Genomic DNA, 21,671 nt, shown 5'->3' with positions numbered 1-21,671 from the left:
CTCTATAGCAAGCATACAAATTGCTTGTTATTCACCCGCTACTTTCATCGACTCTAATAAAATCGAGCCCGTTTGAATTTGCGAGCGGGTTTCAATGTCGCTGCCAACCGCAACAATCTGCTGGAACATATCTTTCAAATTACCCGCAATAGTAATGCCTGAGACAGGATATTGAATTTCACCATTTTCCACCCAGAATCCCGCAGCGCCACGAGAATAATCACCAGTCACAATATTCACGCCCTGACCCATCACCTCAGTGACGAGTAATCCTGTACTTAGCTCTTTAACAAGTTGCTCAAAGCTCTGTCCGGTCGATTTAACAAACCAGTTATGAATGCCTCCAGCATGGCCCGTTGGCGTCATATTCATTTTGCGCGCGGCATAGCTGGTGAGAAGATAGGTTGAGAGTACACCGTCAGTGATAATATCGAGATCTTTGGTGATCACGCCTTCATTGTCAAAAGGCGTCGACGCCAACCCTCTTGCTAAATGCGGCCTCTCATCAATGTAAAACCAATCAGGAAGCACTTGCTTGCCCAAATGGTCGAGCAAGAAAGAAGATTTTCGATACAGATTGCCACCACTGATAGCCATCATAAGATGACCAATCAAACCTGTCGCGACGTCCGAACCAAACATTATGGGATACTGGCCTGTGCTCAGCTTTTTGGCGTCTAAGCGTTTTACGGTTCTTTCCGCCGCTTTTAGGCCAACTGTTTCTGGCGACCATAAATCATCACGATGACGAGAAACGGTATAACTGTAATCACGTTCCATTTCGCCATTTTCACCTTGGCCAATCACACAACAACTGGTGCTGTGGCGGCTTGATGCATAACTGGCTAGCAACCCATGGCTGTTGCCATATACTTTGACACCATAGTGACTATCGTAGGTCGCCCCATCACTTTGTTTGATTTTGTCGCTATACGCTAACGCTTTTTCTTCCGCTGCGATGGCAATTTGTGCAGCCGTATCAGGGTCGGGGGTGTCAGGGTGGAAAAGATCCAGATCTAACACTTCTTTGACCATTAATTCTTTGGGAGCCGGACCCGAGCAAGGGTCCTCGCTGGTGTATTGAGCAATATCTAAAGCCGCTGCTACGGTCTGCTTAATGGCTTCTTCGCTTAAATCTGACGTGGACGCACTGCCCTTTTTTTGATCGCGATACACGGTAATACCGAGTGCACCATCGCTATTGAACTCGACATTTTCAACTTCACACATTCGGGTTGAAACACTTAACCCAGTTGATTTAGTAATGGCGACTTCTGCACCATCGCAACTGGCAGAGGCCATATCTAATGCTTTCGCGACCGCGGCTTCTAACTCGGCTTGTTGCTGAGCGACTTGCTGTTTTACGTCCATTTCGAATCTGACTGTTAGCTTTGAGTAGCGGTTAGAATAACAAGAATTTCGCTTTCTCCCCACGATTCTTGTTAAAATAGTCATAATTATAGTTTGAGATAGTGATATAGGCAGTAAAGATGGCCCGCAAAAACCAAAAAGCGCCTTGGGAACCTGAGGAAGAGATCATTTGGGTCAGTAAGACTGAAATGAAAAATGACATGGAAGAGCTGCAAAAACTTGGGGAACAATTGGTTGAACTCAAGCCTGCTGTGTTAGAAAAATTCCCGCTAAGTGAAGATCTTGCTGATGCTATTCGCGACGCGCAGCGCTTTAAGAATGAAGCCAAAAGGCGCCAATTACAATACATTGGTAAGTTGATGCGTAACGAAGATCCCGAGCCGATTCAAGCAGCACTCGATAAAGTTCGCAATAAACATTCGCAAGCAACCGCAGAGCTGCACAAGCTTGAGAAGCTTCGTGACCGAATTATCGAAGAAGGCGATAGCGCCATTGCTGATGCCGTAGAGCTCTTTCCATCGGTAGACCGTCAGCGTTTACGACAGCTTGCCCGACAAGCCAACAAAGAAAAGAAATCTGGAAAGCCGCCCAAAGCGTCTCGAGAAATCTTTCAGACTTTAAAATCACTCAATGAAGAGTGATTAACTAAGGCTAGTGCCCCCATCGGGATACTAGCCTTTATTTCTGCTCACCCGCCATCACAAATTTACCTAGTTGTTGATTGGGATGCTCACTAGACAACTCGGAAATATCCGCTGCTACTGCCACTTTACCATCAGACACAAATGCAAAATTCGTCGCGATGGCCTTTGCATCACTCAAGTGATGAGTCACCATGATTACGGTGATATTACGCTGTGTCGCTAGCGCCTTTACCAAAGACAACATCTCTTCACGTAAAATCGGATCTAGCGCAGAAAACGGCTCGTCAAGCAACCAGATAGAATGAGGCTGAATGAAACAACGAGCTAACGCCACACGCTGTTTTTGCCCTCCTGAAAGCTGCTCGGGCAATCTATCCAGCATAGTTGCCACTCCGACTTGCTCTGCGGCCTGCTCGACTTGTACAACTTGAGACTTAGACAGTTTTAGCCCAGGGTGCAGGCCCAAGCCTATATTTTCTCTTACCGTTAAATGGGCAAATAAGTTGTGCTCTTGAAACAGCATGGCAAACGGTCTGGCATGAGGTTCTTTTCCTAGCACGGACATGCCATCAGCAACGATGCTTCCTTGGCTGGGCTCAATAAACCCAGCCACCAAAGCGAGCAAGGTAGATTTTCCCGCACCACTAGGTCCCATTAAAGCAAGTATCTCACCCTGTTTGACGTTCAGATCAAATAAAAAAGGCGCTTTATTGTAGTCGTAATGAACATTACTAAGAGTCAGCATATGGAGTTCTCGAGTTTGCCTTAAAAAGAAGCTCTACCAGGCTAAAACAACCTAGACTTAAAATTAACAACGTAAGCGAAACAACGGCAGCCGCATTCATTTGATAGCTACCCAGCAATTGGAATAAATACAAAGGTAAGGTTCTAAAATCTTGACTACCAAATAAGGCAATCGCGCTAAGATCACCGATAGAGAACATAAAACTGATCGCAAAGGCGTGTGCAAGTGGCTTTCTCAATGCTCGCCACTCTACTAACTTAAACCGATTCCAACCTTTCATGCCTAGGCTTGGGCACAGCAGTTTATATTGCTGAGCAATGTGCAACATAGGTTGAGAGAGCGTTTTAATCACGTAAGGGAGCGCCATCAACGCGTTCACCAATACCACCACCGTCAATGCATAACTGAATGCATCAGCAAATGAGCGAATCAAAAGAAACAGCCCAGTACTGGTGACCAACCCAGGAGTCACCAGGATAATGGTGCCGATCAGCTCTATTTGATCCGCTCTCACATGTTGCTGGCGCAGTCGCCAAGCTCTGCTCGTGGTGAGTATTGCCATACCGGCGGCTAATGCTATCGCAGCGGCCAAAATAGCCACCTTTAGAGAAGACAATAGAGATAACCAGAAGTTGGAGTCGCTTAAGACTTTGCCGATGTCAACGTTAAGCCCACTTATCACCACCATCACAAGGGGAGGAAGTACAAACAGACACACTAATGCAATCCAACACCAGTCCCACAATTTCGACAACATGCTGTCCTTGACGACAATAACCTTGGCAGCCGATGAGCCAGTACTCACCGATACGGGTTTTGCTAAGCGCTGAATCGACAGTGACAAAATGCCACACAGTAGAATTTGCCAGATAGCCAGCAGTGCCCCCGTTTGCAAATCAAACTCAAACTTAATCGCTTGATAAATTGCCAGCTCAATTGTCGTTGCTTTCGGTCCGCCCCCCAATGCCATGACGGTTGCGAAACTGGTAAAGCACAACATGAATACCAATCCAATCACATGAGGTAATTGCTGACGCATTCGCGGCCATTCCACCCACTTAAACTTATGCCAGTGGCTCATCCCCAGATGGGCGCACAACTTGTGTTGTTCTTCGGGTACCGTTTCTAACGCTTGCAATAACAATCGGCTGGCGTAGGGCAAATTAAAAAACACATGCGCCAGCAAAATGCCAGTTAAACCGTAGACCGAAAATGGCAGCTTCTCATCAAAATGCGCCAATACGGAGGCAAGCAGGCCACTGTTTCCATAAATGGCTAACACGCCGAATACGCCCACCAGCACGGGTAATACTAACGTGGTCGCAAACAGCTTCAGCAGCAACCTTTTGCCTTTGAATTGTCTGCGAAATAACGCATGAGAGACGGGAATGGCCAAGCCCACGCTGAGCAGCGTCGAGAGTGACGCTTGATAGAAACTGAAATACGTGACATGCCGGTAATAGGCATCACCCAACACGGAATTCAAATCCAGCGACGGCGCATGAAAGATCAATGCCGCTAACGCAGAAATCACAAAGGCCGCGATAAGTATCGCGACCCAGATGCCAACTTTAGGGATTGAATTCAACTCAGCATCCCACCTTAGTGATTAACATCATAGACATGATTAGTTGGCCAGCGCATTTTGCCATTCACGAATCCAAGCGCGGCTGTGTTTAGACACTTCTTGTGGAGAAAAGCTTAGCGTGTGGGTAGGCACAACAAGCGTGTCAAATCCCTTCGGCAGTTTTACATCCGTCACTGGGTACATCCAGTTACCTGTTGGGATCACTGATTGAAATGACTTACTCAGCATAAATTGCATAAAATCTTCGGCCAGTTTCGGATGCTTACTGCTTTTTACTTTTGCCGCGACTTCAACTTGTAAATATTCACCTTCAGCGAAGCTCGCCGCTGCGTATTTATCTGTTTTTTCTTCGATAAGGTGGTAAGCAGGAGAAGTGGTATAAGACAACACCATGTCTGCCTCCCCCTTTAAAAACATCGAATACGCTTCCGACCAACCTTTGGTTACAGTGACGGTCTTTTTCGCCAGTTCTTTCCATGCTTGCGCCGCTTGGTCGCCATACACTGACTTCATCCAAAGTAATAAACCTAAGCCTGGTGTAGAAGTACGCGGATCTTCATAGATGATCTTGATTCCGTTTTTATTCTCAACCAGATCTTTTAGACTTTTCGGTGGATTTTTCAGCTTATCTTTATTGTAAACAAAGGCGAAGTAGCCGTAATCGTAAGGGATAAATGTGCTGTTTTTCCAACCGCCTGGGACGGTCAGTGATGATAAGTTAACCTGACTTGGCGCAAATAAACCCGTCTTTTGCGCTTCAGTGATGAGGTTGTTATCCAAACCGAGTACCACATCTGCCTTGCTGTTTTTTCCTTCCAATCTCAAACGATTCAATATCGAGACCCCATCATCCAAGGCAACGAATTTCAGCGTGCAGTGATATTTCTTTTCGAACGCTTTTTTAATCGCAGGCCCAGGCCCCCAATCGGCGGCGAATGAGTCATAGGTATATACGGTTAATGTTTTGCCGTTATTGTCTTGGGCAAAAGAAGAAAAGGAAAACAATGCCAGAACAGCTGACATTACCAACGACGTGGATTTAAAAAATTTCATCACTGCTTACGCTCCATATTTGCTGCGTAAGTGAGATAAGAAAGAGAACCCTAATACGAGACTTCCTAACTCAATCCCTACGCCAGCATTATCCGGTTCAGGTAATAATGTGCGGGTCCCGAGCAGGGCTCGATCTCAGCCAGCCTAACGCCAGCTCCCCGATGAGTTGTACGGATTGTAGTGGTTATAATTGCTTTTCGCTATATGCATCATGAATCGCGTTGATCATATCCCCACCTAGGTACCAACTCTTGTTCAATACCTAGATGATCAAGTATTCGTGCCACCATAAAATCAACAAGATCATCGATGGATTCAGGATTGTGATAAAAGCCTGGCGATGCAGGCATAATCGTTGCTCCCATTTGCGAGAGCTTGTGCATATTTTCTAAATGCAATGTAGAAAATGGCGTTTCTCTAACCACCAACATGAGTTGGCCGCGCTCTTTTAGTACCACGTCGGCAGCGCGCTCAATCAGGTTATCAGAAATGCCATGAGCAATGGAGGCCACACTGCCAACCGAGCATGGGCAAATCACCATTTTATTTGGCGCTGCTGATCCTGAAGCAACTGGAGAAAACCAGTCATCTTTGCCACAAACTTCTAATTTTTCCGGATCGCACGCGAGCAATTTTACTAGCGCTTTTTTTGCCGCATCCGGCCCGCTGGGGAGTTTTAAGTCGTGCTCTGTGGCTAATACCACTCTTGCAGCAGAAGAAATAAGAAGGTAGACCTTATAGTTTGCCGCAAGTAGAGACTGCAATAAGCGCAATCCATAAGGGGCCCCTGAGGCCCCCGTAAATGCTAATGTAATCGTATTTTGTCGTTGGTTTGTCATTCAATTCTTTCTAAAGTGACGCTTTTAATTTTTCGTGGATACCACCAAAACCGCCATTGCTCATTACTAAAATATGATCGCCCGGTTGGGCTTCACTGCTAATTTTAGCGACTAACTCATCAATTTGCCCACTAACGAATGCACTTTGCTGACATCGAGTAGCGATATCCTCCATCGACCAGTCAATATTGTCTGGCTGATACAGATACACAGTGTCTGCTTTTTCGAGCGAGCTGGCCAACACTGCTTTGTGTACACCCCGTTTCATGGTTGCTGAGCGCGGTTCAAGCACAGCAATAATTTTACTCTCACCGACTTTGTTCCTTAAGCCAGCCAGGGTAAGCTCGATAGCCGTTGGGTGATGAGCGAAATCATCATACAGTGATATGCCGTTATATTCACCGAGCAGTTCTAATCTGCGCTTGGTATTAATGAACTTCGCTAACGCTTCACACGCTAAATCTGGCGTCACACCAACATGTCTAGCGGCTCCAATGGCCATCAATGCATTGGCAACATTGTGCTGGCCCACTAACTCCCACTCCACTTCTCCGACCCAATCCCCTCGATAGAACACCTTAAATCGAGAACCGTCTTTATGGATATTCTCTGTGCTCCAGCCTTCGCTGTTGCCTGCCGTTTCTGTGTCCGTCCAACAGCCTCGCTCAAGCACATCTTCTACCGCGGCATCGCCCGATGGAGAAAGGATCAAACCATTACTTGGCACGGTTCTAACCAGATGATGAAACTGTCGCTTTATCGCTTCCAGATCATCAAAAATATCTGCATGATCGAACTCAAGGTTATTGATCACCAAAGTGCGCGGGTGATAGTGAACAAACTTAGAACGCTTGTCAAAAAAAGCACTGTCGTATTCATCCGCTTCGACAACGAAGAACATGCTTTCTCCTAAACGGGCCGAAAGGCCAAAGTTACCCAGTACACCACCCACCAAAAAACCAGGTTTATAGCCACAATACTCTAAAATCCAAGCCAGCATGCTAGAAGTTGTGGTTTTACCATGCGTGCCCGCGATGGCAAGCACCCAACGATCTTTTAATAAGAACTCCTGCAACCATTGTGGCCCAGAGGTATAACGCATGGTGGAATTCAAGACATGTTCAACACAAGGGTTACCACGACTCAACGCATTACCAATCACGACAAGATCAGGCTCTGGGCTTAATTGGCTAGGGTCAAAACCTTGGATGATTTCGATACCTTGAGACTCGAGCAAAGTGCTCATTGGCGGGTATACGTTAGTATCGCTACCTGTCACCTTGTGTCCTAGTTGGCGAGCCAACACGGCCGCTCCACCCATGAACGTACCACATATACCCAAGATATGAATATGCATTGATAAATGCCCTTCCCTGCCAAAATCGTTGTTTGTTTCATTATCTCAATTTCACTTGCAAAAGCGAGGAAGAACGATTATTTCTGCTCAAAGAGAAACAAAATGAGATCTACGTCAGTTAGTTCGTTACCATTAATAAGATCCAATACGTAGACTAACTGCCACATGATAAAACAGATAGCATTCCATACAGAGAAACTTAAGGACCCTACATGTCAGAGTTGCGCACCCTTGGTGAGTTTATCGTAGAAAAGCAGGCCGACTTCCCGCACGCCAGCGGCGATTTGTCTTCCCTTTTATCTTCCATTCGACGCGCTGCAAAAATTGTTAACCGCGAAATCAATAAAGCAGGCCTTGTGGATATTATCGGCGCCGTCGGTACGGATAATGTGCAAGGAGAGCAGCAACAAAAACTGGACGTTTACGCGAACGAAAAATTTAAAGCTGCGCTTGAAGCACGTGATCAAGTGTGTGGCGTTGCCAGCGAAGAAGAAGACGAAGCTGTAGCCTTCAACAAAGAGCTGAGCAAAAATGCCAAATACGTGGTGCTTATGGACCCTCTCGATGGCTCATCAAATATTGATGTTAACGTCTCAGTCGGCACCATCTTTTCCATCTACCACCGCGTTTCCCCTATTGGCTCGCCAGCCACTCAAGAAGATTTCTTGCAACCTGGCAACAAACAAGTGGCGGCGGGATATGTCATTTACGGCTCATCAACCATGCTGGTATACACCACTGGCAATGGCGTAAACGGTTTTACCTATGACCCTTCTATCGGTACCTTCTGCCTTTCGCATGAAAACCTAATGGTGCCAGAAGATGGCGTTATTTACTCCATCAACGAGGGCAACTACATCAAATTCCCTGCGGGCGTGAAAAAGTACATCAAGCACTGCCAGGAGAATGTCCCAGAAGATAACCGCCCTTACACCTCGCGTTACATCGGCTCGTTAGTATCAGACTTTCATCGTAACTTATTAAAAGGCGGTATTTATCTCTATCCTAGTACACAGAGTTACCCCAATGGTAAATTGCGTCTGCTTTATGAGTGCAACCCAATGGCGTTCATCATTGAACAAGCAGGCGGGGTCGCCTCTGATGGCGTAAATCGAATTCTCGATATTAAACCGACTGAACTGCACCAACGTGTGCCATTCTTTGTTGGTTCAAAAAATATGGTGCGCCAAGTCGAAGCATTTTTAGAAAAATATCGAGACGAATAGGCCAATCTTCCTCACCTAACTGAAAAAGAACCGGGCTCAGTCTCGGTTCTTTACTCTTACGATATCCCCTTTGTACCAAGAATAGTGAAATGAAATAGAGAATTTCTATTGATCTGAATCACGTTAGGGCTAAAATTCAAGCATTCACAATTTATCTCAAACTTGTGCGCAAGCTAAATCGACTTATATTTTCATTTCCGGCTTTCACTATGGTATGAAAAGTACGAAGTTCGAGCTGAGTTGGGTTTGGGTATACATTCCAGTCAAAAACAATTATTTTATTGCACTGTTTTGACTCTAAGCATTAACAAAGCCTTCGCGGCATACATTTCAAAGAGGAAACTTGTATGAGCTTAAATCATGTACCAGCGGGTAAATCATTACCTGATGACATCTACGTTGTAATTGAAATTCCAGCAAACGCTGACCCTATCAAATACGAAGTAGACAAAGACTCTGGTGCGGTATTTGTCGACCGTTTCATGTCGGCTCCTATGTTCTATCCATGTAACTATGGATACGTTAACAACACGCTTTCTCTTGATGGCGACCCAGTTGATGTGTTGGTTCCAACACCGCACCCACTTATGCCGGGTTCTGTGATCCGCTGCCGCCCTGTTGGCGTATTAAAAATGACTGACGAGTCAGGTGAAGATGCAAAAGTGGTTGCAGTTCCGCACTCTAAGCTTTCTAAAGAATACGACCACATCCAAGATGTGGGTGATATCCCTGAATTGCTAAAAGCGCAAATCACTCACTTCTTCGAGCGTTACAAAGAGCTAGAAAGTGGCAAGTGGGTAAAAGTGGATGGTTGGGCAGACGTTGAAGCAGCGCGTCAAGAAATCCTAACGTCTTACGAAAGAGCGCAAAAATAAGCGCCCGAACATTCGATAACTTCGGTTCGAAAACATCACAGCCGCTATGGTCAACGTTGACCATAGCGGCTTTTTTATCGTTTGCACCAATCTCCTGAGGGGATCACTTTATCGAGCTTACTTCTGTCTTGATAGAGATAAACCCAGGCAGTGCCAAAGCTCGTCGCTATTTTCTCTCGCCGATATTCATCTGGCACACCTTCTAATTTATCAAGATGCGCTAGCTGATTTTCATCAACCAAATAGACCTCGCCAACAATAGCGTCACTACCACCATTAACCAAAGCAGGATAACGCCCTAGGTCAAACAAGGTATAACAAGGCGGTGTGGTAAATTCACCTTGGTATTTACCCGCCGACATATAGTGGTGGTTGTTTTGACCTAGTCTTAAAGTTCCATATGTAAAAACCAAATGGTGCATTTTGACCCTTAGTTAAATTCAAATTGATAAAGCACATTGACCGCACTATCGAGTCCCGATACGGCCTCTAGATATAGATTAGACAGCAATTCATAGCGCACTGTGAACTCCCCAACCTGATTAAAAATGCCTACGCCATACTTAACTTGCAGATGTGGCAATACGTATCCACTCACGTTCACCTGCGACGTGTCACCCGCCCCTGAGGTATCTAATTGCAAATCTTGTACGCCAAAGGCTTGGCCGATTTGGCCAACTAATTTACCGCTTTGGGCAAGGCTCAAACCAATTAGCGTCGTGGTCATCGCACTGTTACCGCCTTGGGTATCGAGATTTTGCCCTCTCAACAAATAAGACAAAGCTTGGGCCTGAGGCAATGCGGGATCGGAGAATATCGATACCACTGGATCATCGGCAGGCCCGGTCACTTTAATCCCTGCCGTAACTTGATCTTGGGTGTTAGCCGGGTTTCGGATGGCGGTAATATCGATATAGGGCTTATCAATAGGGCCATTCATCAATACTTTACCTGATTGGATCTGTAAATCCTGTCCAAACGATTGATAGGTACCATCCAGGATATTGACTTCCCCGACCACAAATGGACCTTTTTCATTTTGTGTCACATGCAACTCACCTTGCAGCTTTCCTTTTAATCCAAAGGCGGATATCGACACATCATTGCCAATGCTGATCTTAACGTCAGATTGCAACTTAAACGGAATCGCTTGCATTTTGCTTTCAGGTTGTAAGTTTGAGTTGAGTATCACTTGATCCTTGGACACCTTAATCGCATTGGGCGGTAATTTCTCAATGACAATCTCTCCCGACGGTAGCGATATATTGCCCGTGATATTGGCCAGTTTTGGTGTCACATCAATCTTGAGATCGGGCACCACTTTTAACTTAGCCATAGGGGGCACATTCACCAGCAACCCGTTTGCAAAGACATGAGCATTGGCCTTCCAGTCCTTCAACCCTCGCCATTGCGCTCCACCAGAAACCTGTATTTCACCTTCAGGGGTACGAATCACACCCTTTAAAGACGACTTTTGCCCTGAAAACTCAATCTCTACCTTGCCCGAATCGACATCTACAGGCGAAATATCGCCTTTGACCAAAATATTATCTAACCGTGTTTGGCCATACACTTGCGGGCGTTTTAAGTCACCTCTGATGGATAAATCGGACTCGACATCGGCACCTAACTTGCTGTAAGTACCCAGCAAAGGTGCCAAAAAGTCCAAGTTCAGTTTGGTAACCTTTAACTTGCCATCAATGCGCTTATTCTTTTTACGAACATCAGGAATATTCAAATGGCCCGAGAGCGTACCATTGTTCTTCACCTGCACGTCCCAATTAGATTTCAGCTGATTATCCTTGAGGTTAAGTCCAAGAGTAATCGAGCTCCAATCAATGCTTGCACGTTTGGGTGACTGTCTTATTACGGAGCCATTAGGCATAGACAAGTTCAGCGACAGCTGTGGCGGTTGATTTGGTGCCCACTTTATTGAAGCCTTTGCATTCGCAACCCCTTTAAAGTCCACCCCTTCAGGTAAAAAGCCAGCGACCTGATGCAAACTTAAATCATGAATAGACACGGCGGCTTGGCCTGCTTTCCCAATAACAGCATCCGAGTCTAGGCAGAGCGAAGAATCACCATTGACCCAACAGTGTGGGCTGAGCTCAACTTGCTGTTGCTTAAACAAATACGAAATATTGGTGGGCTTATTGAGTAGCCAAGTACCAAACCTCGAACGCAGAGACATGTCATTGAGTCTTCCATGCCAAACTGGCGATGGCGAAGACTTAAAACCACCCGTTAAAGTAAGATTTGTCGATACTCTCTTGCTGCCGACATTCAGCTGCAATGTTTGTTCTCTTAAAGAGCCAGACAAAGTCGCAGCTATGCTTTGAATCAGAGTATTTTGATAATCCAACTTTTGACTGTGTAGTACCACCTTACCTTGATAATTGGAAAGTGGTGAAACATCACCAACAAGGCTTGCCTGCTTTAGGCTCAACATGTCTTGCCAAGCAATGTTGTTAGCGGTGAGGTTTAGAGATATTTTGGGCTTGGCTAACGCTTCAGAAACACGCACGGTACCTTCAATTTGACCTTTTGCACCTGACAGTGTTTGCGACAACTTAGGCACCTTAATCGCTAAATGCATATTCCAATGATCGCCAAGGTCTCCTTGGGCGGTAATAGAATTTGGCCCATGAGATAGCACTAGATTCGGTGTTTCGATAGCATAGTTGCCATTACCCTGATGATCGGATGCCGATGCTGAGCCGAGCAGACGAAATGGTTGTGCTCGCACCGAACCCTGCACATCGATGTTAGGGAAATTCATCTGCCAGCCGCCTTGTGAAGTTAAGCCGCCTTGCGTATTGATATTGCCATTCAATGTACCTTGATAATCTGGCCATTGTTTTGCTGGTTGAATATTGGCTAGGTTTAGATCGGCTTGCCAAGTAAATAGAGAATGCCAATCTAAGCTCACCTTCCCATCAAGGTTACCACCTAGCGTGGTGATGCGAGTCGTTTGAAAGTTTAGCCCTTGTAAGGAGCCGCTGCCTGTTGTGTCAATTGAGCTTTTAGGTATTTGTCCTCCATCAACCATACCATTTAAATCAAAGTGATATTTATCGAGACTGCCTTTGACATCCAGCTGTTTTACATATGCCCGATAATCGCTTTTTCCACGAAGCGGCCACTGAGCGGAAGCATTGCTTAGTTTCAAGTCAAATGGAACATTGGATACCAAGGGATGTAGAGAGCCAGAGAGTTGGCCTTCAATAAGGCTGGACCATTGGCTAGACAGTTCAAGGTTATCGACACTGCCAGCAAGGGATAGCTGTACTTTTTGACCTGCGAATTCGGTTTCTTTCAGCTTAGCGGTAAGCCTTGCTGCCAAAGGATATTCCCCTTGGAGCCTTATCTTGCCTTGCAAACTGGCATCAATAATTGGACTGGTGACTTGCATCGATTTGATATCAATATCCTGCCCTTGTGCACGCCCTTCGAATAGAAAGTGATTGATGACAAGTGGTTGCGGTTGCTGCAAGGTAAAATTGTTTACGGATAGGCTATTGACCTTTACGTTCACCGGTAACCTAATGGCTGGCAAGGAAATCTTACTTACTTTCTCTTTATTGGTTGCGCTTTGGTTATTGGTCGAAGGTGGCGAAGGTGCCATGGTTAGACTGACATCCGATATTTGAGTTCTACCAATACTAAGCTGATTACCGTGCCAACTAGCCTGAGAGGAAAACTTGCCTATCGATACCTTGTCTCCATACAAATTAAGATTAACGTTGGCCAACGCCAATTGATTCAATGAAACAGAGATAGGCAACGAAATAGAAGTTGCACTGGAAGCATTCTGTTTCTCTGGCTTGGTTGGAGCTGCACTATTTTGGCTCAGTGAAATATTCGCCCCATCCACCGACAAGCCTTGAATGCATACCGCTGGTTGCATCAGACAAACTGGGTTTAGCCCCAGTGATACACTGCTTATTTCAGAGTTTACCCCAAGAGTTGTGTCTTTATAGCTGACATCATAGAGAGTAAAACGTGGGAAAATAGCGCCAGATGAAGCGCCGATAGTCAACTGAGGAATGGTTTTTTCTGCGCCCCAAACGATCAGCTTTAACCCCACAGGCGTGTACAACAGCCCCACAGTCACCGCCAACATTAAGGCTACTAACGCCGCCAGAATATACGAAAGCCATTTTGTGGAATGGATGATCAACTTCATAACTCAGGCCCCAGAGAGAAGTGAATACGAAACTTCTGTCCTGGAGTTGCATCTAATCCCCATGCAAAATCTAACCGGATAGGCCCGACTGGCGAGGCCCATCGTAGGCCAAACCCAGTACCTCGTTTAAAGTCGGGGTTGTTGTTAAAGGCATCGCCGACATCATAAAAAACCGCGCCCCACCAATTGCCATATAGTCGATGTTGGTATTCCAACGATGAAGTCGCGAGGTATTTTCCCCCGGTCAAAGCACCCGTTGAATCAGTAGGAGAAATGGAGTCATATTGGTAACCACGTACACTGTTATCACCACCTGCGAAAAAACGAAGCGATGGTGAGAGCTTATCGAAATCTTGAGTAAAGTTAGCTCCGAGATCGATACGAAATAAGCCACGTTGATTCGCACCAAAACTGCGTATCCAAGAAGAGCTGCCTCTCATGCGCAACACGCGCGTTTCGGAGAAAAACTCAGGATCGCCGTACTCAATAGTAAAGTTTTCACCATCTCCCCAAGTAGGCATGGCACCACCACGAATGCGTGTTCGAGTAAAAGAAAAACCAGGCAAAACAAAATGGCCCACGGCGCTTTGTGTACCCTGATCATAATTCTCGATTAAATAGCGTATTCGCGCCGTTCGATGCCAGCCGTCATCTAATAACCAATGCCGCTCAAATGACAAGTTGGATTCAATACTATTGGTGTCTAAGTTGTCGACTTTCTTTAGGCCATACTGAATCAAAAAATAATTTCGCAGCACATCCGTCATCGGAATCCGATACCCCAGCGTAATTTGCTGCTCTGGGTTTGATAAAGAGAAACTGCTATTAAAACTGTTGCCGTCTGAGCTAAGCCATGGTTTTTTCCATTTTAACGTACCTCGCACGCCTACATCTGTGGAATAGCCTAAGCCCGTTTCTAGTTTATTTCTGATCTCCGGAGCTAATTCCACCTTCATTGGCAATTCTCGACTAGAATCGAGTTGAGTCAGATCTGGCGTCACCAGCACCGATGAGAACCAATCTGTACTGGATAGATTTTGATTAAATTGAGTGATGTCTGATGCTAAGTATGGTTGACCTTGCTTGTAGGGCTGAAGAGAGGAAACACGATCAAGATTTATTTGGCTTCCCGTTATTGTCGTCTTACCAAACTGAAAACGAATACCACTGTCGTAGTGGATGATAATAAACGCCTCATTGAGCGACGGCGCAACGTCTAAGCGACTTTCAGTAAACTGACCTTTAAAATAACCTTTTTGTAGCGCTAAGTTTCTAATAGCCGATTTTAAAGATTCATACTGACCATGATTGAGCACCTCCCCCACTTTCAAACCACTTTGTCTTAATAGCTTTTGAAAGTCAGGATCGTTTTTCGCCTCCCCAGTAATCGAAACATCGACCTTTTTGAGTATAACTGGCTTTCCTGGCGTAATATTGACAAGCAGTTTTTTGCCATCATCTTGTACCGAAAACTGAAACTTCGCATGATAATAGCCCACAGCGTTGAGCGCCTCATTTAAGCTTTTTTCTAGCCGCGATTGAAAGCGCAATGTCACACTGTAGTCGGACTTAGGAATCGCATCGAGATAAGCGTTGGCATTTTTCTGTAACTCTCCAGTTAAACCTTCGATAGTCAAGTCCACATCATTAGCCAGTGCTTTGCTAGGAAGGGTTAACGCGGCAATTAATACTGGTAATGAGTTTCTCTTCATGACTTAATTAGAATCAGTTGGATAACAAAACGAGACTTATTTAATCATAACTTGATTCTCGCCGGCTATCTGTATGAAAAAGGTTAATAATCCGGTCTATTACCAATAGGTTCTCTCAATACGTTGAAATTAGTGTGTGTCAGCGTAAAGAGAAATGCATATTAAAATAGTAAAAAGAAAAGCTTAGGTTCATTATGTTAGATAAACAAACCATGATATCTGCAGAAAGCGCTCTGCCAGGTCGCTCACAAGCAATGCAAGTTGCTGATAGCCATTACGTCAATAACACTAGCCTCACCGCAGATCCTGCTGAAAACGAGCAGGAAATCATTGTTGGTATGGGCTGTTTTTGGGGCGCTGAGAGACTGTTTTGGAATATTGAAGGTGTTGTCTCCACATCGGTAGGATATGCGGGAGGTTACACGCCCAACCCGACCTATGAGGAAGTCTGCACAGGAAAAACTGGGCATACAGAAGTAGTGCGAGTGATCTTCAACACAAATGCGATTTCTTTGACCGAACTACTCAAAACATTTTGGGAAAACCACAATCCCACCCAAGGCATGAGACAAGGCAACGATTTAGGCACACAGTACCGCTCGGTTATCTACACCACCCAATCCGAGCAGCTTAATGTCGCCCAATTATCTAAAACGCAGTACCAATCTTTACTCGGTCAAAACGCAGAAATTACCACTGAAATCGAACCGCTCAACCAGTACTTTTATGCCGAAGACTATCACCAGCAATATTTAGCCAAGAACCCCAATGGATACTGCGGCCTAGGCGGCACAGGAGTCTGCTTTCCACCACAAAATTAACTCACCCGTTTGCAAAGCTGGTAGATGCACATTGCAATGTGCATCTACTGGCAACCACTATACGGGCAATGCTTCAATTTGTTTGTTGATTTCTCTAAACGCGTTGAGCTTAATTTCGTTCGCAAGCTCGGGGACTAATACCTTTCCGTGATCAAATTGGAACTCGCCAATACCACAGATAAGAAACCTGCCTTTAAATAGCCTTTTGACATATCTTGCGACTTGTTGAGGACGGTAAACTGGAAACTCTTGATACATACGTCCCTATCTCCTTTAGGCACCACAAATCCATCTCACACAATTTGTTAACAATATCATCGGTAACGAATACGCCGATAATTATACCCTTTGCTAAAACAGTAGCAAGACATCGACATTTTGCGTTACATATTTATAACATTTGATTTTGTGGTCATGTTTTTAACGTAAGCTTATCCGTATACTGACGGTTTCGATTTACACTGCCCTTTTCTAGAACTAGGAGTTTTCTATGAAGTTCAATCTGCTGAAACCGATCATTACTGCATTGGCCTGCCTTCCATTATTTGCCGTGGCAAAAGACCTAACCGTTGGTCAACCTCTTCCCAGTGTTACCGTTAAAGATTATGGCGAAATCATGCTTAAAAATGGCGACGAGTCCTATCAACCATGGAGCACCAGCGCATTACCCGGCAAAGTGCGTGTCATTCAGGCAATCGCCGGAAGAAGCAGTGCCAAGAAAATGAACCAGCCACTGATGAAGGCCATTACCGCTTCCAAATTCCCAGAAGACAAATACCAAACTACAACCATAGTCAATCAAGACGATGCCATGTGGGGCACAGGGTCTATGGTGAAGTCTTCTGCCGAAGACAGCAAGAAAGAGTATCCTTGGTCATCTATTGTCGTCGATGAGTATGGTGTTGTGGCTAAGGCTTGGGATCTAAAGCAAGAATCCTCTGCTATTGTGGTGGTGAATAAAGAAGGAAAAGTGCTATTCGAACATCAAGGAGCCCTAGATCAAACACAAATAGAACAAGTCATCAAGCTGGTTAAAAATAACCTTGGAGACTGAAACATTTTAAATTAGCCCTCGCCACTGACAGTTATGGTCGGTGGCTTAGTTTTAGATCCCAGTCAACTCAGGATAATCTTGTGTTAGTCTCACATTCCAAGTGGCACAAACGCTCCTAAACTTGTTAAATCAACAACTTCAGCTATTGTTCTACAGTATCGACAATATCGTATACCCAAGTTACTTATCTAACGCTTCTTCTCCGAAAAAGCAGCTTAACTCGGTGAAATCAGTTATGGAAGACAAAACCAAACCCGTTACCATTGACAATGACGCTGCCAAATCCAAGCAACAAAAGGCGAGTTACATCAAAGACAGTGCCAGTCGCGTACTGAACATTGCAGGCAGTTATGGCTTAGATGCTCAGTTACGACAAGATAAGCCCGAATCAAGTGCATTGGAAAGAGCAACCGACCGAGAGGAAAGACGCAAAGAGCTGCGGCAAAGGAATCTAGAACAAATACTTAAATTCACTCACGGTTTTTGTAAAGACGAAACGGCTGGCGAACCGGATACAGATTGGCTACTGCGTTTTTTTGATATGGCACAGGAGATTCATAACAGCTCCATGCAACGCCTGTGGGCCCAAGTACTAAAGCGAGAAGTAACCAACCCTGGCTCCACCTCAATGAAAGCGTTAAAAGTACTGCAAGACATGTCCTCTAAAGAAGCGCAAATTCTTCAACGCGCGGCTTCGCTAGCCTGTAGTTTTGGTGGCGATGGCAGCCAAAAGCTATTAATTGGCTACAAAGCTCAGGGCAGTATTTTCAGCTTCGGCAAACGAACAACCACAGTCAATATCAATATTGGCAACTTTAAGCTGCCCTATTCAAGTTTGCTGGTCTTAATCGAATTAGGCCTGTTACATGGTTCAGAACTAGAATCTGGAGTGATTGAAGCCGATCCCGCATTACCGCTGAATTACCAGGGTAAAAACCTATCGCTACAGCCAATGAGTAAAGGGGTACGACTGCTGTACTATCGCTTTAGCCCGACAGGTAATGAGCTTTGTAAACTGTTAGGCAATAAGCCTAGTATGAAGTACTACGACCAGCTGGTCGCCGTGCTGAGTCAGAAATTTATGTTAGTTACCGACACCGATAGCAGCGTAGATGAAACCGTTTAGACACACGCTTATGGGGCTAAACCATCATTAACCATAGTGACGGTTCGGTGAGGTAGATGCCTCATAGCTAAACCAGCTTAGCTTATCCGATAGTGCAACCACTTCGCCGACAATGATCAATGAAGGAGATTCGGCCCGCTCAGCAAGAGAAGCTAGCTCTGCTAAACACCCTTTAAATACTTTCTGACAACGTTGGGTACCTCTTTGCACAATAGCAATTGGGGTGGATGAATCTCTGCCATGTGCAATCAGCTTACTCTGAATATGTTTTGACTTTAGTAATCCCATGTAGATGACCAAAGTCTGGTTACTACGAGCTAATGTCGACCAATCCATCGAATCAACCTCAGACTTAAGATGGCCGGTAATAAACATAGCGGATTGCGCATAATCTCGATGCGTGAGCGGGATACCAGCGTACGCTGTCGCCCCCGCCGCCGCCGTGATGCCGGGGACAATTTGGAACTTAATCCCTGCATCCACTAACACTTCCGCTTCTTCTCCACCACGGCCAAAGATGAATGGGTCACCCCCTTTGATCCTGACCACTCTGTTACCCTTGTTAGCGAAATCGATAATCAATTGGTTGGTTTTATCTTGCGGGACACTATGATGACCCGCTTTCTTACCCACACATACCAAAACCGCTTTACTGTCTACCAAGGATATGATCTCTTCAGACACCAAATAGTCATAAAGCACCACGTCCGCCTGCTGCAACAAAGCATACGCTTTCATGGTCAACAGATCAGGATCGCCAGGCCCAGCGCCAACCAAAGCCACTTCTCCGGGTGAGATATGGGGTTTACGCCAGCGACTTGTAGCCTGTGAGTGCTGCGCAGAACTAGGAAAAGGAACAACGGACTGCTTATCTGTCATGCTGGATACCGAACATTAAATCATCAGCTGATTATGTCCTGAACCAATTATGACTGGAAATTCTAATATTTTATTTTTAATACATAAACGCTATAAGCCAGCGAGCGAATCTATTCTAGACTACTTTTTTGCAAAACCGCCAGAAGACAAACGGAAAAACATCACTGAGCCTGAAGCCTTCTCCAATTGCAACATATCCAGCTGGCCATCAGAGTCCAATTTATAACGAATAAGCTGCCCTTTCTGTATATGACTGAGTGGCTTACTCGTACCTTCGACTCGAATGAGATCATTAAGATCTGACATTGAGATGCCATTATTACGAAAGATTTTTGCCAAGGTATCACCCGCTTTTACTACGTAATCTTTCCAGCTTGGTTGAGTCTCTGCAGGGCTTGTTGATTTGGCTGAGGTATCGGATGAGGTATTGATAGTAGTTGAGGAATTACCTGCTGGTGAGGAATTCGTAGCAGGCTGTGATGCCATTTGCTCGCTCAATCCCACAGGGTTTATTTTGATCGGTACACGCTGATTTAAGTTAGGTGCTATCTCTGATTGTTCAGATTTCGGTGTCGGTAGCATGATAAGCACAAGCACAACAGGAATCAGGACACTCAAGAGGCGCCGATGAAGCTTAGGCAGTGTTGACCAGAGCGCTTTGGCCTTTTGCGGCAGTAACTGCCACTCTACGTCAGCCCATTTGGTCTTTATTAGATCTAAATAATCAACCTGTTTTGGCTGCTTTTTCCTACGGTTCATTAACACCCATCTCCTAAATCTTGCTTGCACAGTATAGAAACAGACATCGACGGAGTATAGGTAAATTCAACCTTATAAGTAAGGAGTTAGCAAAATCTAACACTTTTTCCTAAGTAATATGAATAGCATCACATCAAAATACTATTCTCTCAGCTTGATCGAGTTACCGTTTCATCTATGCTTAGGAACTGGTATCCTCTCCTCTTCATTTCGACAATCTAAGAGAAACTTAAATGTCAGACGTAAAATTTGAAACTGTAGAGCAAAAAGCAAGCTACGGTATCGGTCTTCAGATGGGCCAACAATTAGCGGGTAGTGGTCTTGAGGGACTTAGCGTTGATGCTATCGCTGCTGGTATCGCAACTGCACTCACTGGTGAAGCGCCAGCAATCGAAGTTGACGAAATCAACAACGCTCTACAAGAAATCCAAACTCGCGCAGAAGCTGCTCGCCAAGAGCAAGCTAAAGCAGCGGCGGCTGACGGTGAAGCATTCTTGAAAGACAATGCGCTTCGCTCTGAAGTAACCGTCCTAGAGTCTGGACTACAGTATGAAATCCTGACTGAAGGCAATGGCGAGATCCCAACGTCAGACAAACAAGTACGCGTACACTATCACGGTGAGCTTACTGACGGCACGGTATTCGACAGCTCAGTATCTCGTGGTCAACCAGCTGAGTTCCCGGTAACTGGCGTAATCAAAGGTTGGGTTGAAGCGCTTCAGCTTATGCCTGTTGGTTCAAAGTGGAAACTATACATTCCGCACGATCTAGCATACGGTGAGCGCGGTGCAGGTGCTTCAATCCCTCCGTTTGCAGCACTAGTATTTGAAGTTGAGCTTCTAGATATCCTATAAGCCTCGATATACAAATATTGATTTGAGAAAACGTCGCTTTATGCGGCGTTTTTTATTGGCTTAAGGTTAAGTTTTGATATGAATTAGCTAGAAAATTGCTGTTTTACTAATAGCTAAAACGCAAAAAGCCGAGCATGACGCTCGGCTTTTAGTTCATACGAACTACTGATTACTCAGCTGCAGCTTCTTCAGCTACTTCTGGGCGATCTACAAGCTCAATGTAAGCCATTGGAGCTTTGTCACCAGCACGGAAGCCAGCTTTTAGGATACGAGTGTAACCACCTTGGCGGCTAGCGAAACGTGGACCTAGTTCGTTAAATAGTTTTGCAACGACTTCGTTGTCACGAGTACGTGCAAATGCTAGACGACGGTTAGCAACGCTGTCTGTCTTAGCTAGTGTAATCAAAGGCTCAACTACGCGACGTAGCTCTTTCGCTTTTGGCAAAGTAGTCTTGATAACTTCATGACGTACTAGCGAGCTAGCCATGTTGCTGAACATCGCTTTGCGATGACTGCTGTTGCGGTTGAGTTGACGACCACTCTTACGATGGCGCATGACCTAATCCTTCTAACTAGTATCGA

General features: G+C 45.2%; 20 protein-coding genes and 1 riboswitch. Of the genes, 7 read left to right on the top strand and 13 right to left on the bottom strand.

Translation table 11 applies throughout. The features are described 5' to 3' along the window. Positions 1-27: 27 nt before the first annotated feature. On the bottom strand, positions 28-1,371 hold the full coding sequence (pmbA, locus tag M9194_RS03555; RefSeq protein WP_250611029.1) for a metalloprotease PmbA: 1,344 nt from the start codon (positions 1,369-1,371) through the stop codon (positions 28-30). A gap of 119 nt (positions 1,372-1,490) precedes the next feature. On the opposite strand from pmbA, the gene yjgA reads away from it, so the two are divergent. Further along, positions 1,491-2,012 carry a ribosome biogenesis factor YjgA gene (gene yjgA, locus M9194_RS03550; RefSeq protein WP_250611027.1) on the top strand — a complete coding sequence of 174 codons (522 nt, stop codon included), beginning with the start codon at positions 1,491-1,493 and terminating at the stop codon, positions 2,010-2,012. 37 nt (positions 2,013-2,049) lie between these two features. On the opposite strand, the gene thiQ is transcribed toward yjgA, so the two are convergent. The 5 genes from thiQ to mpl all read right to left on the bottom strand — a co-directional run bounded on the left by thiQ (position 2,050) and on the right by mpl (position 7,597). Then, positions 2,050-2,760: a thiamine ABC transporter ATP-binding protein gene (thiQ, locus tag M9194_RS03545; protein ID WP_250611026.1), complete on the bottom strand. Its 711-nt coding sequence runs from the start codon at positions 2,758-2,760 to the stop codon at positions 2,050-2,052. Beyond that, entirely contained in the window at positions 2,747-4,348 is a 1,602-nt protein-coding gene (gene thiP / locus M9194_RS03540; RefSeq protein WP_250611025.1) for a thiamine/thiamine pyrophosphate ABC transporter permease ThiP, read from the bottom strand. Before thiP ends, thiQ begins: the two co-directional genes overlap by 14 nt. A 39-nt stretch (positions 4,349-4,387) precedes the next feature. After that, a complete protein-coding gene (gene thiB, locus M9194_RS03535) occupies positions 4,388-5,371 on the bottom strand; it encodes a thiamine ABC transporter substrate binding subunit (RefSeq protein ID WP_250611136.1) in 984 nt (327 codons plus the stop codon). Between the two features lie 87 nt (positions 5,372-5,458). Continuing rightward, a riboswitch (TPP riboswitch) is annotated at positions 5,459-5,572 on the bottom strand. Positions 5,573-5,610: 38 nt separating this feature from the next. Beyond that, complete coding sequence (locus M9194_RS03530) at positions 5,611-6,240, bottom strand: flavin prenyltransferase UbiX (protein WP_250611024.1); 630 nt, start codon at positions 6,238-6,240, stop codon at positions 5,611-5,613. A gap of 10 nt (positions 6,241-6,250) precedes the next feature. After that, positions 6,251-7,597, bottom strand: coding sequence for a UDP-N-acetylmuramate:L-alanyl-gamma-D-glutamyl-meso-diaminopimelate ligase (mpl, locus tag M9194_RS03525; RefSeq protein WP_250611023.1), 1,347 nt, complete (start codon positions 7,595-7,597; stop codon positions 6,251-6,253). Between the two features lie 212 nt (positions 7,598-7,809). Here mpl and fbp point away from each other — a divergent pair, with 212 nt between their 5' ends. Beyond that, positions 7,810-8,823, top strand: a complete 1,014-nt coding sequence (fbp, locus tag M9194_RS03520) for a class 1 fructose-bisphosphatase (protein WP_250611022.1) — start codon at positions 7,810-7,812, stop codon at positions 8,821-8,823. A gap of 347 nt (positions 8,824-9,170) precedes the next feature. After that, positions 9,171-9,698, top strand: coding sequence for an inorganic diphosphatase (gene ppa, locus M9194_RS03515; RefSeq protein ID WP_250611020.1), 528 nt, complete (start codon positions 9,171-9,173; stop codon positions 9,696-9,698). Positions 9,699-9,772: 74 nt separating this feature from the next. Here the strand turns inward: ppa and M9194_RS03510 are convergent, their stop codons facing one another. From M9194_RS03510 to tamA, 3 genes are read right to left on the bottom strand one after another with little or no spacing between them, the layout of a single operon-like run. Then, positions 9,773-10,120 carry a gamma-glutamylcyclotransferase family protein gene (locus M9194_RS03510; protein WP_250611018.1) on the bottom strand — a complete coding sequence of 116 codons (348 nt, stop codon included), beginning with the start codon at positions 10,118-10,120 and terminating at the stop codon, positions 9,773-9,775. Between the two features lie 8 nt (positions 10,121-10,128). Next, entirely contained in the window at positions 10,129-13,884 is a 3,756-nt protein-coding gene (tamB, locus tag M9194_RS03505; RefSeq protein ID WP_250611017.1) for an autotransporter assembly complex protein TamB, read from the bottom strand. Then, positions 13,881-15,596 (bottom strand): autotransporter assembly complex protein TamA, encoded by a 1,716-nt coding sequence (gene tamA / locus M9194_RS03500; RefSeq protein WP_250611016.1) that lies wholly within the window; start codon positions 15,594-15,596, stop codon positions 13,881-13,883. Before tamA ends, tamB begins: the two co-directional genes overlap by 4 nt. A gap of 194 nt (positions 15,597-15,790) precedes the next feature. On the opposite strand from tamA, the gene msrA reads away from it, so the two are divergent. Next, positions 15,791-16,417, top strand: coding sequence for a peptide-methionine (S)-S-oxide reductase MsrA (gene msrA / locus M9194_RS03495; RefSeq protein WP_250611015.1), 627 nt, complete (start codon positions 15,791-15,793; stop codon positions 16,415-16,417). 57 nt (positions 16,418-16,474) lie between these two features. Here msrA and M9194_RS03490 read toward each other — a convergent pair whose 3' ends face one another. Continuing rightward, positions 16,475-16,675: a DUF1107 family protein gene (locus M9194_RS03490; protein ID WP_250611014.1), complete on the bottom strand. Its 201-nt coding sequence runs from the start codon at positions 16,673-16,675 to the stop codon at positions 16,475-16,477. 232 nt (positions 16,676-16,907) lie between these two features. Here M9194_RS03490 and M9194_RS03485 point away from each other — a divergent pair, with 232 nt between their 5' ends. Beyond that, a complete protein-coding gene (locus tag M9194_RS03485; protein ID WP_250611013.1) occupies positions 16,908-17,471 on the top strand; it encodes a YtfJ family protein in 564 nt (187 codons plus the stop codon). 235 nt (positions 17,472-17,706) lie between these two features. Further along, entirely contained in the window at positions 17,707-18,597 is an 891-nt protein-coding gene (locus M9194_RS03480; protein WP_250611134.1) for a TIGR03899 family protein, read from the top strand. A 27-nt stretch (positions 18,598-18,624) separates the two neighbouring features. On the opposite strand, the gene cobA is transcribed toward M9194_RS03480, so the two are convergent. Continuing rightward, positions 18,625-19,476 carry a uroporphyrinogen-III C-methyltransferase gene (gene cobA / locus M9194_RS03475; protein ID WP_250611012.1) on the bottom strand — a complete coding sequence of 284 codons (852 nt, stop codon included), beginning with the start codon at positions 19,474-19,476 and terminating at the stop codon, positions 18,625-18,627. Between the two features lie 120 nt (positions 19,477-19,596). After that, the gene (locus M9194_RS03470) at positions 19,597-20,235 is read right to left on the bottom strand and encodes an OapA family protein (RefSeq protein WP_250611010.1); all 639 of its coding nucleotides are present in this window, start codon (positions 20,233-20,235) and stop codon (positions 19,597-19,599) included. A gap of 233 nt (positions 20,236-20,468) precedes the next feature. Here M9194_RS03470 and bamJ point away from each other — a divergent pair, with 233 nt between their 5' ends. Further along, a complete protein-coding gene (gene bamJ, locus M9194_RS03465; RefSeq protein ID WP_250611008.1) occupies positions 20,469-21,089 on the top strand; it encodes a BamJ family beta-barrel-assembly machinery protein in 621 nt (206 codons plus the stop codon). A 169-nt stretch (positions 21,090-21,258) separates the two neighbouring features. Here bamJ and rplQ read toward each other — a convergent pair whose 3' ends face one another. Further along, on the bottom strand, positions 21,259-21,645 hold the full coding sequence (gene rplQ / locus M9194_RS03460; protein ID WP_237363144.1) for a 50S ribosomal protein L17: 387 nt from the start codon (positions 21,643-21,645) through the stop codon (positions 21,259-21,261). Between the last annotated feature and the right edge of the window lie 26 nt (positions 21,646-21,671).

The sequence above is a fragment of the Vibrio sinus genome (assembly GCF_023634645.1).
Taxonomy (GTDB): Bacteria; Pseudomonadota; Gammaproteobacteria; order Enterobacterales; family Vibrionaceae; genus Vibrio; species Vibrio sinus.
Note: the sequence above shows the minus strand (reverse complement) of the source record. Positions and strands in the feature narration are given on the sequence as shown.

Bases quoted from the DNA above. Each gene is read 5' to 3' on its own strand.
- pmbA (WP_250611029.1), bottom strand. From the start codon at position 1,371: ATGGACGTAAAACAGCAAGTCGCTCAGCAACAAGCCGAGTTAGAAGCC.
- yjgA (WP_250611027.1), top strand. From the start codon at position 1,491: ATGGCCCGCAAAAACCAAAAAGCGCCTTGGGAACCTGAGGAAGAGATC.
- thiQ (WP_250611026.1), bottom strand. From the start codon at position 2,760: ATGCTGACTCTTAGTAATGTTCATTACGACTACAATAAAGCGCCTTTT.
- thiB (WP_250611136.1), bottom strand. From the start codon at position 5,371: ATGTCAGCTGTTCTGGCATTGTTTTCCTTTTCTTCTTTTGCCCAAGAC.
- M9194_RS03530 (WP_250611024.1), bottom strand. From the start codon at position 6,240: ATGACAAACCAACGACAAAATACGATTACATTAGCATTTACGGGGGCC.
- mpl (WP_250611023.1), bottom strand. From the start codon at position 7,597: ATGCATATTCATATCTTGGGTATATGTGGTACGTTCATGGGTGGAGCG.
- fbp (WP_250611022.1), top strand. From the start codon at position 7,810: ATGTCAGAGTTGCGCACCCTTGGTGAGTTTATCGTAGAAAAGCAGGCC.
- ppa (WP_250611020.1), top strand. From the start codon at position 9,171: ATGAGCTTAAATCATGTACCAGCGGGTAAATCATTACCTGATGACATC.
- M9194_RS03510 (WP_250611018.1), bottom strand. From the start codon at position 10,120: ATGCACCATTTGGTTTTTACATATGGAACTTTAAGACTAGGTCAAAAC.
- tamB (WP_250611017.1), bottom strand. From the start codon at position 13,884: ATGAAGTTGATCATCCATTCCACAAAATGGCTTTCGTATATTCTGGCG.
- tamA (WP_250611016.1), bottom strand. From the start codon at position 15,596: ATGAAGAGAAACTCATTACCAGTATTAATTGCCGCGTTAACCCTTCCT.
- msrA (WP_250611015.1), top strand. From the start codon at position 15,791: ATGTTAGATAAACAAACCATGATATCTGCAGAAAGCGCTCTGCCAGGT.
- M9194_RS03490 (WP_250611014.1), bottom strand. From the start codon at position 16,675: ATGTATCAAGAGTTTCCAGTTTACCGTCCTCAACAAGTCGCAAGATAT.
- M9194_RS03485 (WP_250611013.1), top strand. From the start codon at position 16,908: ATGAAGTTCAATCTGCTGAAACCGATCATTACTGCATTGGCCTGCCTT.
- M9194_RS03480 (WP_250611134.1), top strand. From the start codon at position 17,707: ATGGAAGACAAAACCAAACCCGTTACCATTGACAATGACGCTGCCAAA.
- cobA (WP_250611012.1), bottom strand. From the start codon at position 19,476: ATGACAGATAAGCAGTCCGTTGTTCCTTTTCCTAGTTCTGCGCAGCAC.
- M9194_RS03470 (WP_250611010.1), bottom strand. From the start codon at position 20,235: ATGAACCGTAGGAAAAAGCAGCCAAAACAGGTTGATTATTTAGATCTA.
- bamJ (WP_250611008.1), top strand. From the start codon at position 20,469: ATGTCAGACGTAAAATTTGAAACTGTAGAGCAAAAAGCAAGCTACGGT.
- rplQ (WP_237363144.1), bottom strand. From the start codon at position 21,645: ATGCGCCATCGTAAGAGTGGTCGTCAACTCAACCGCAACAGCAGTCAT.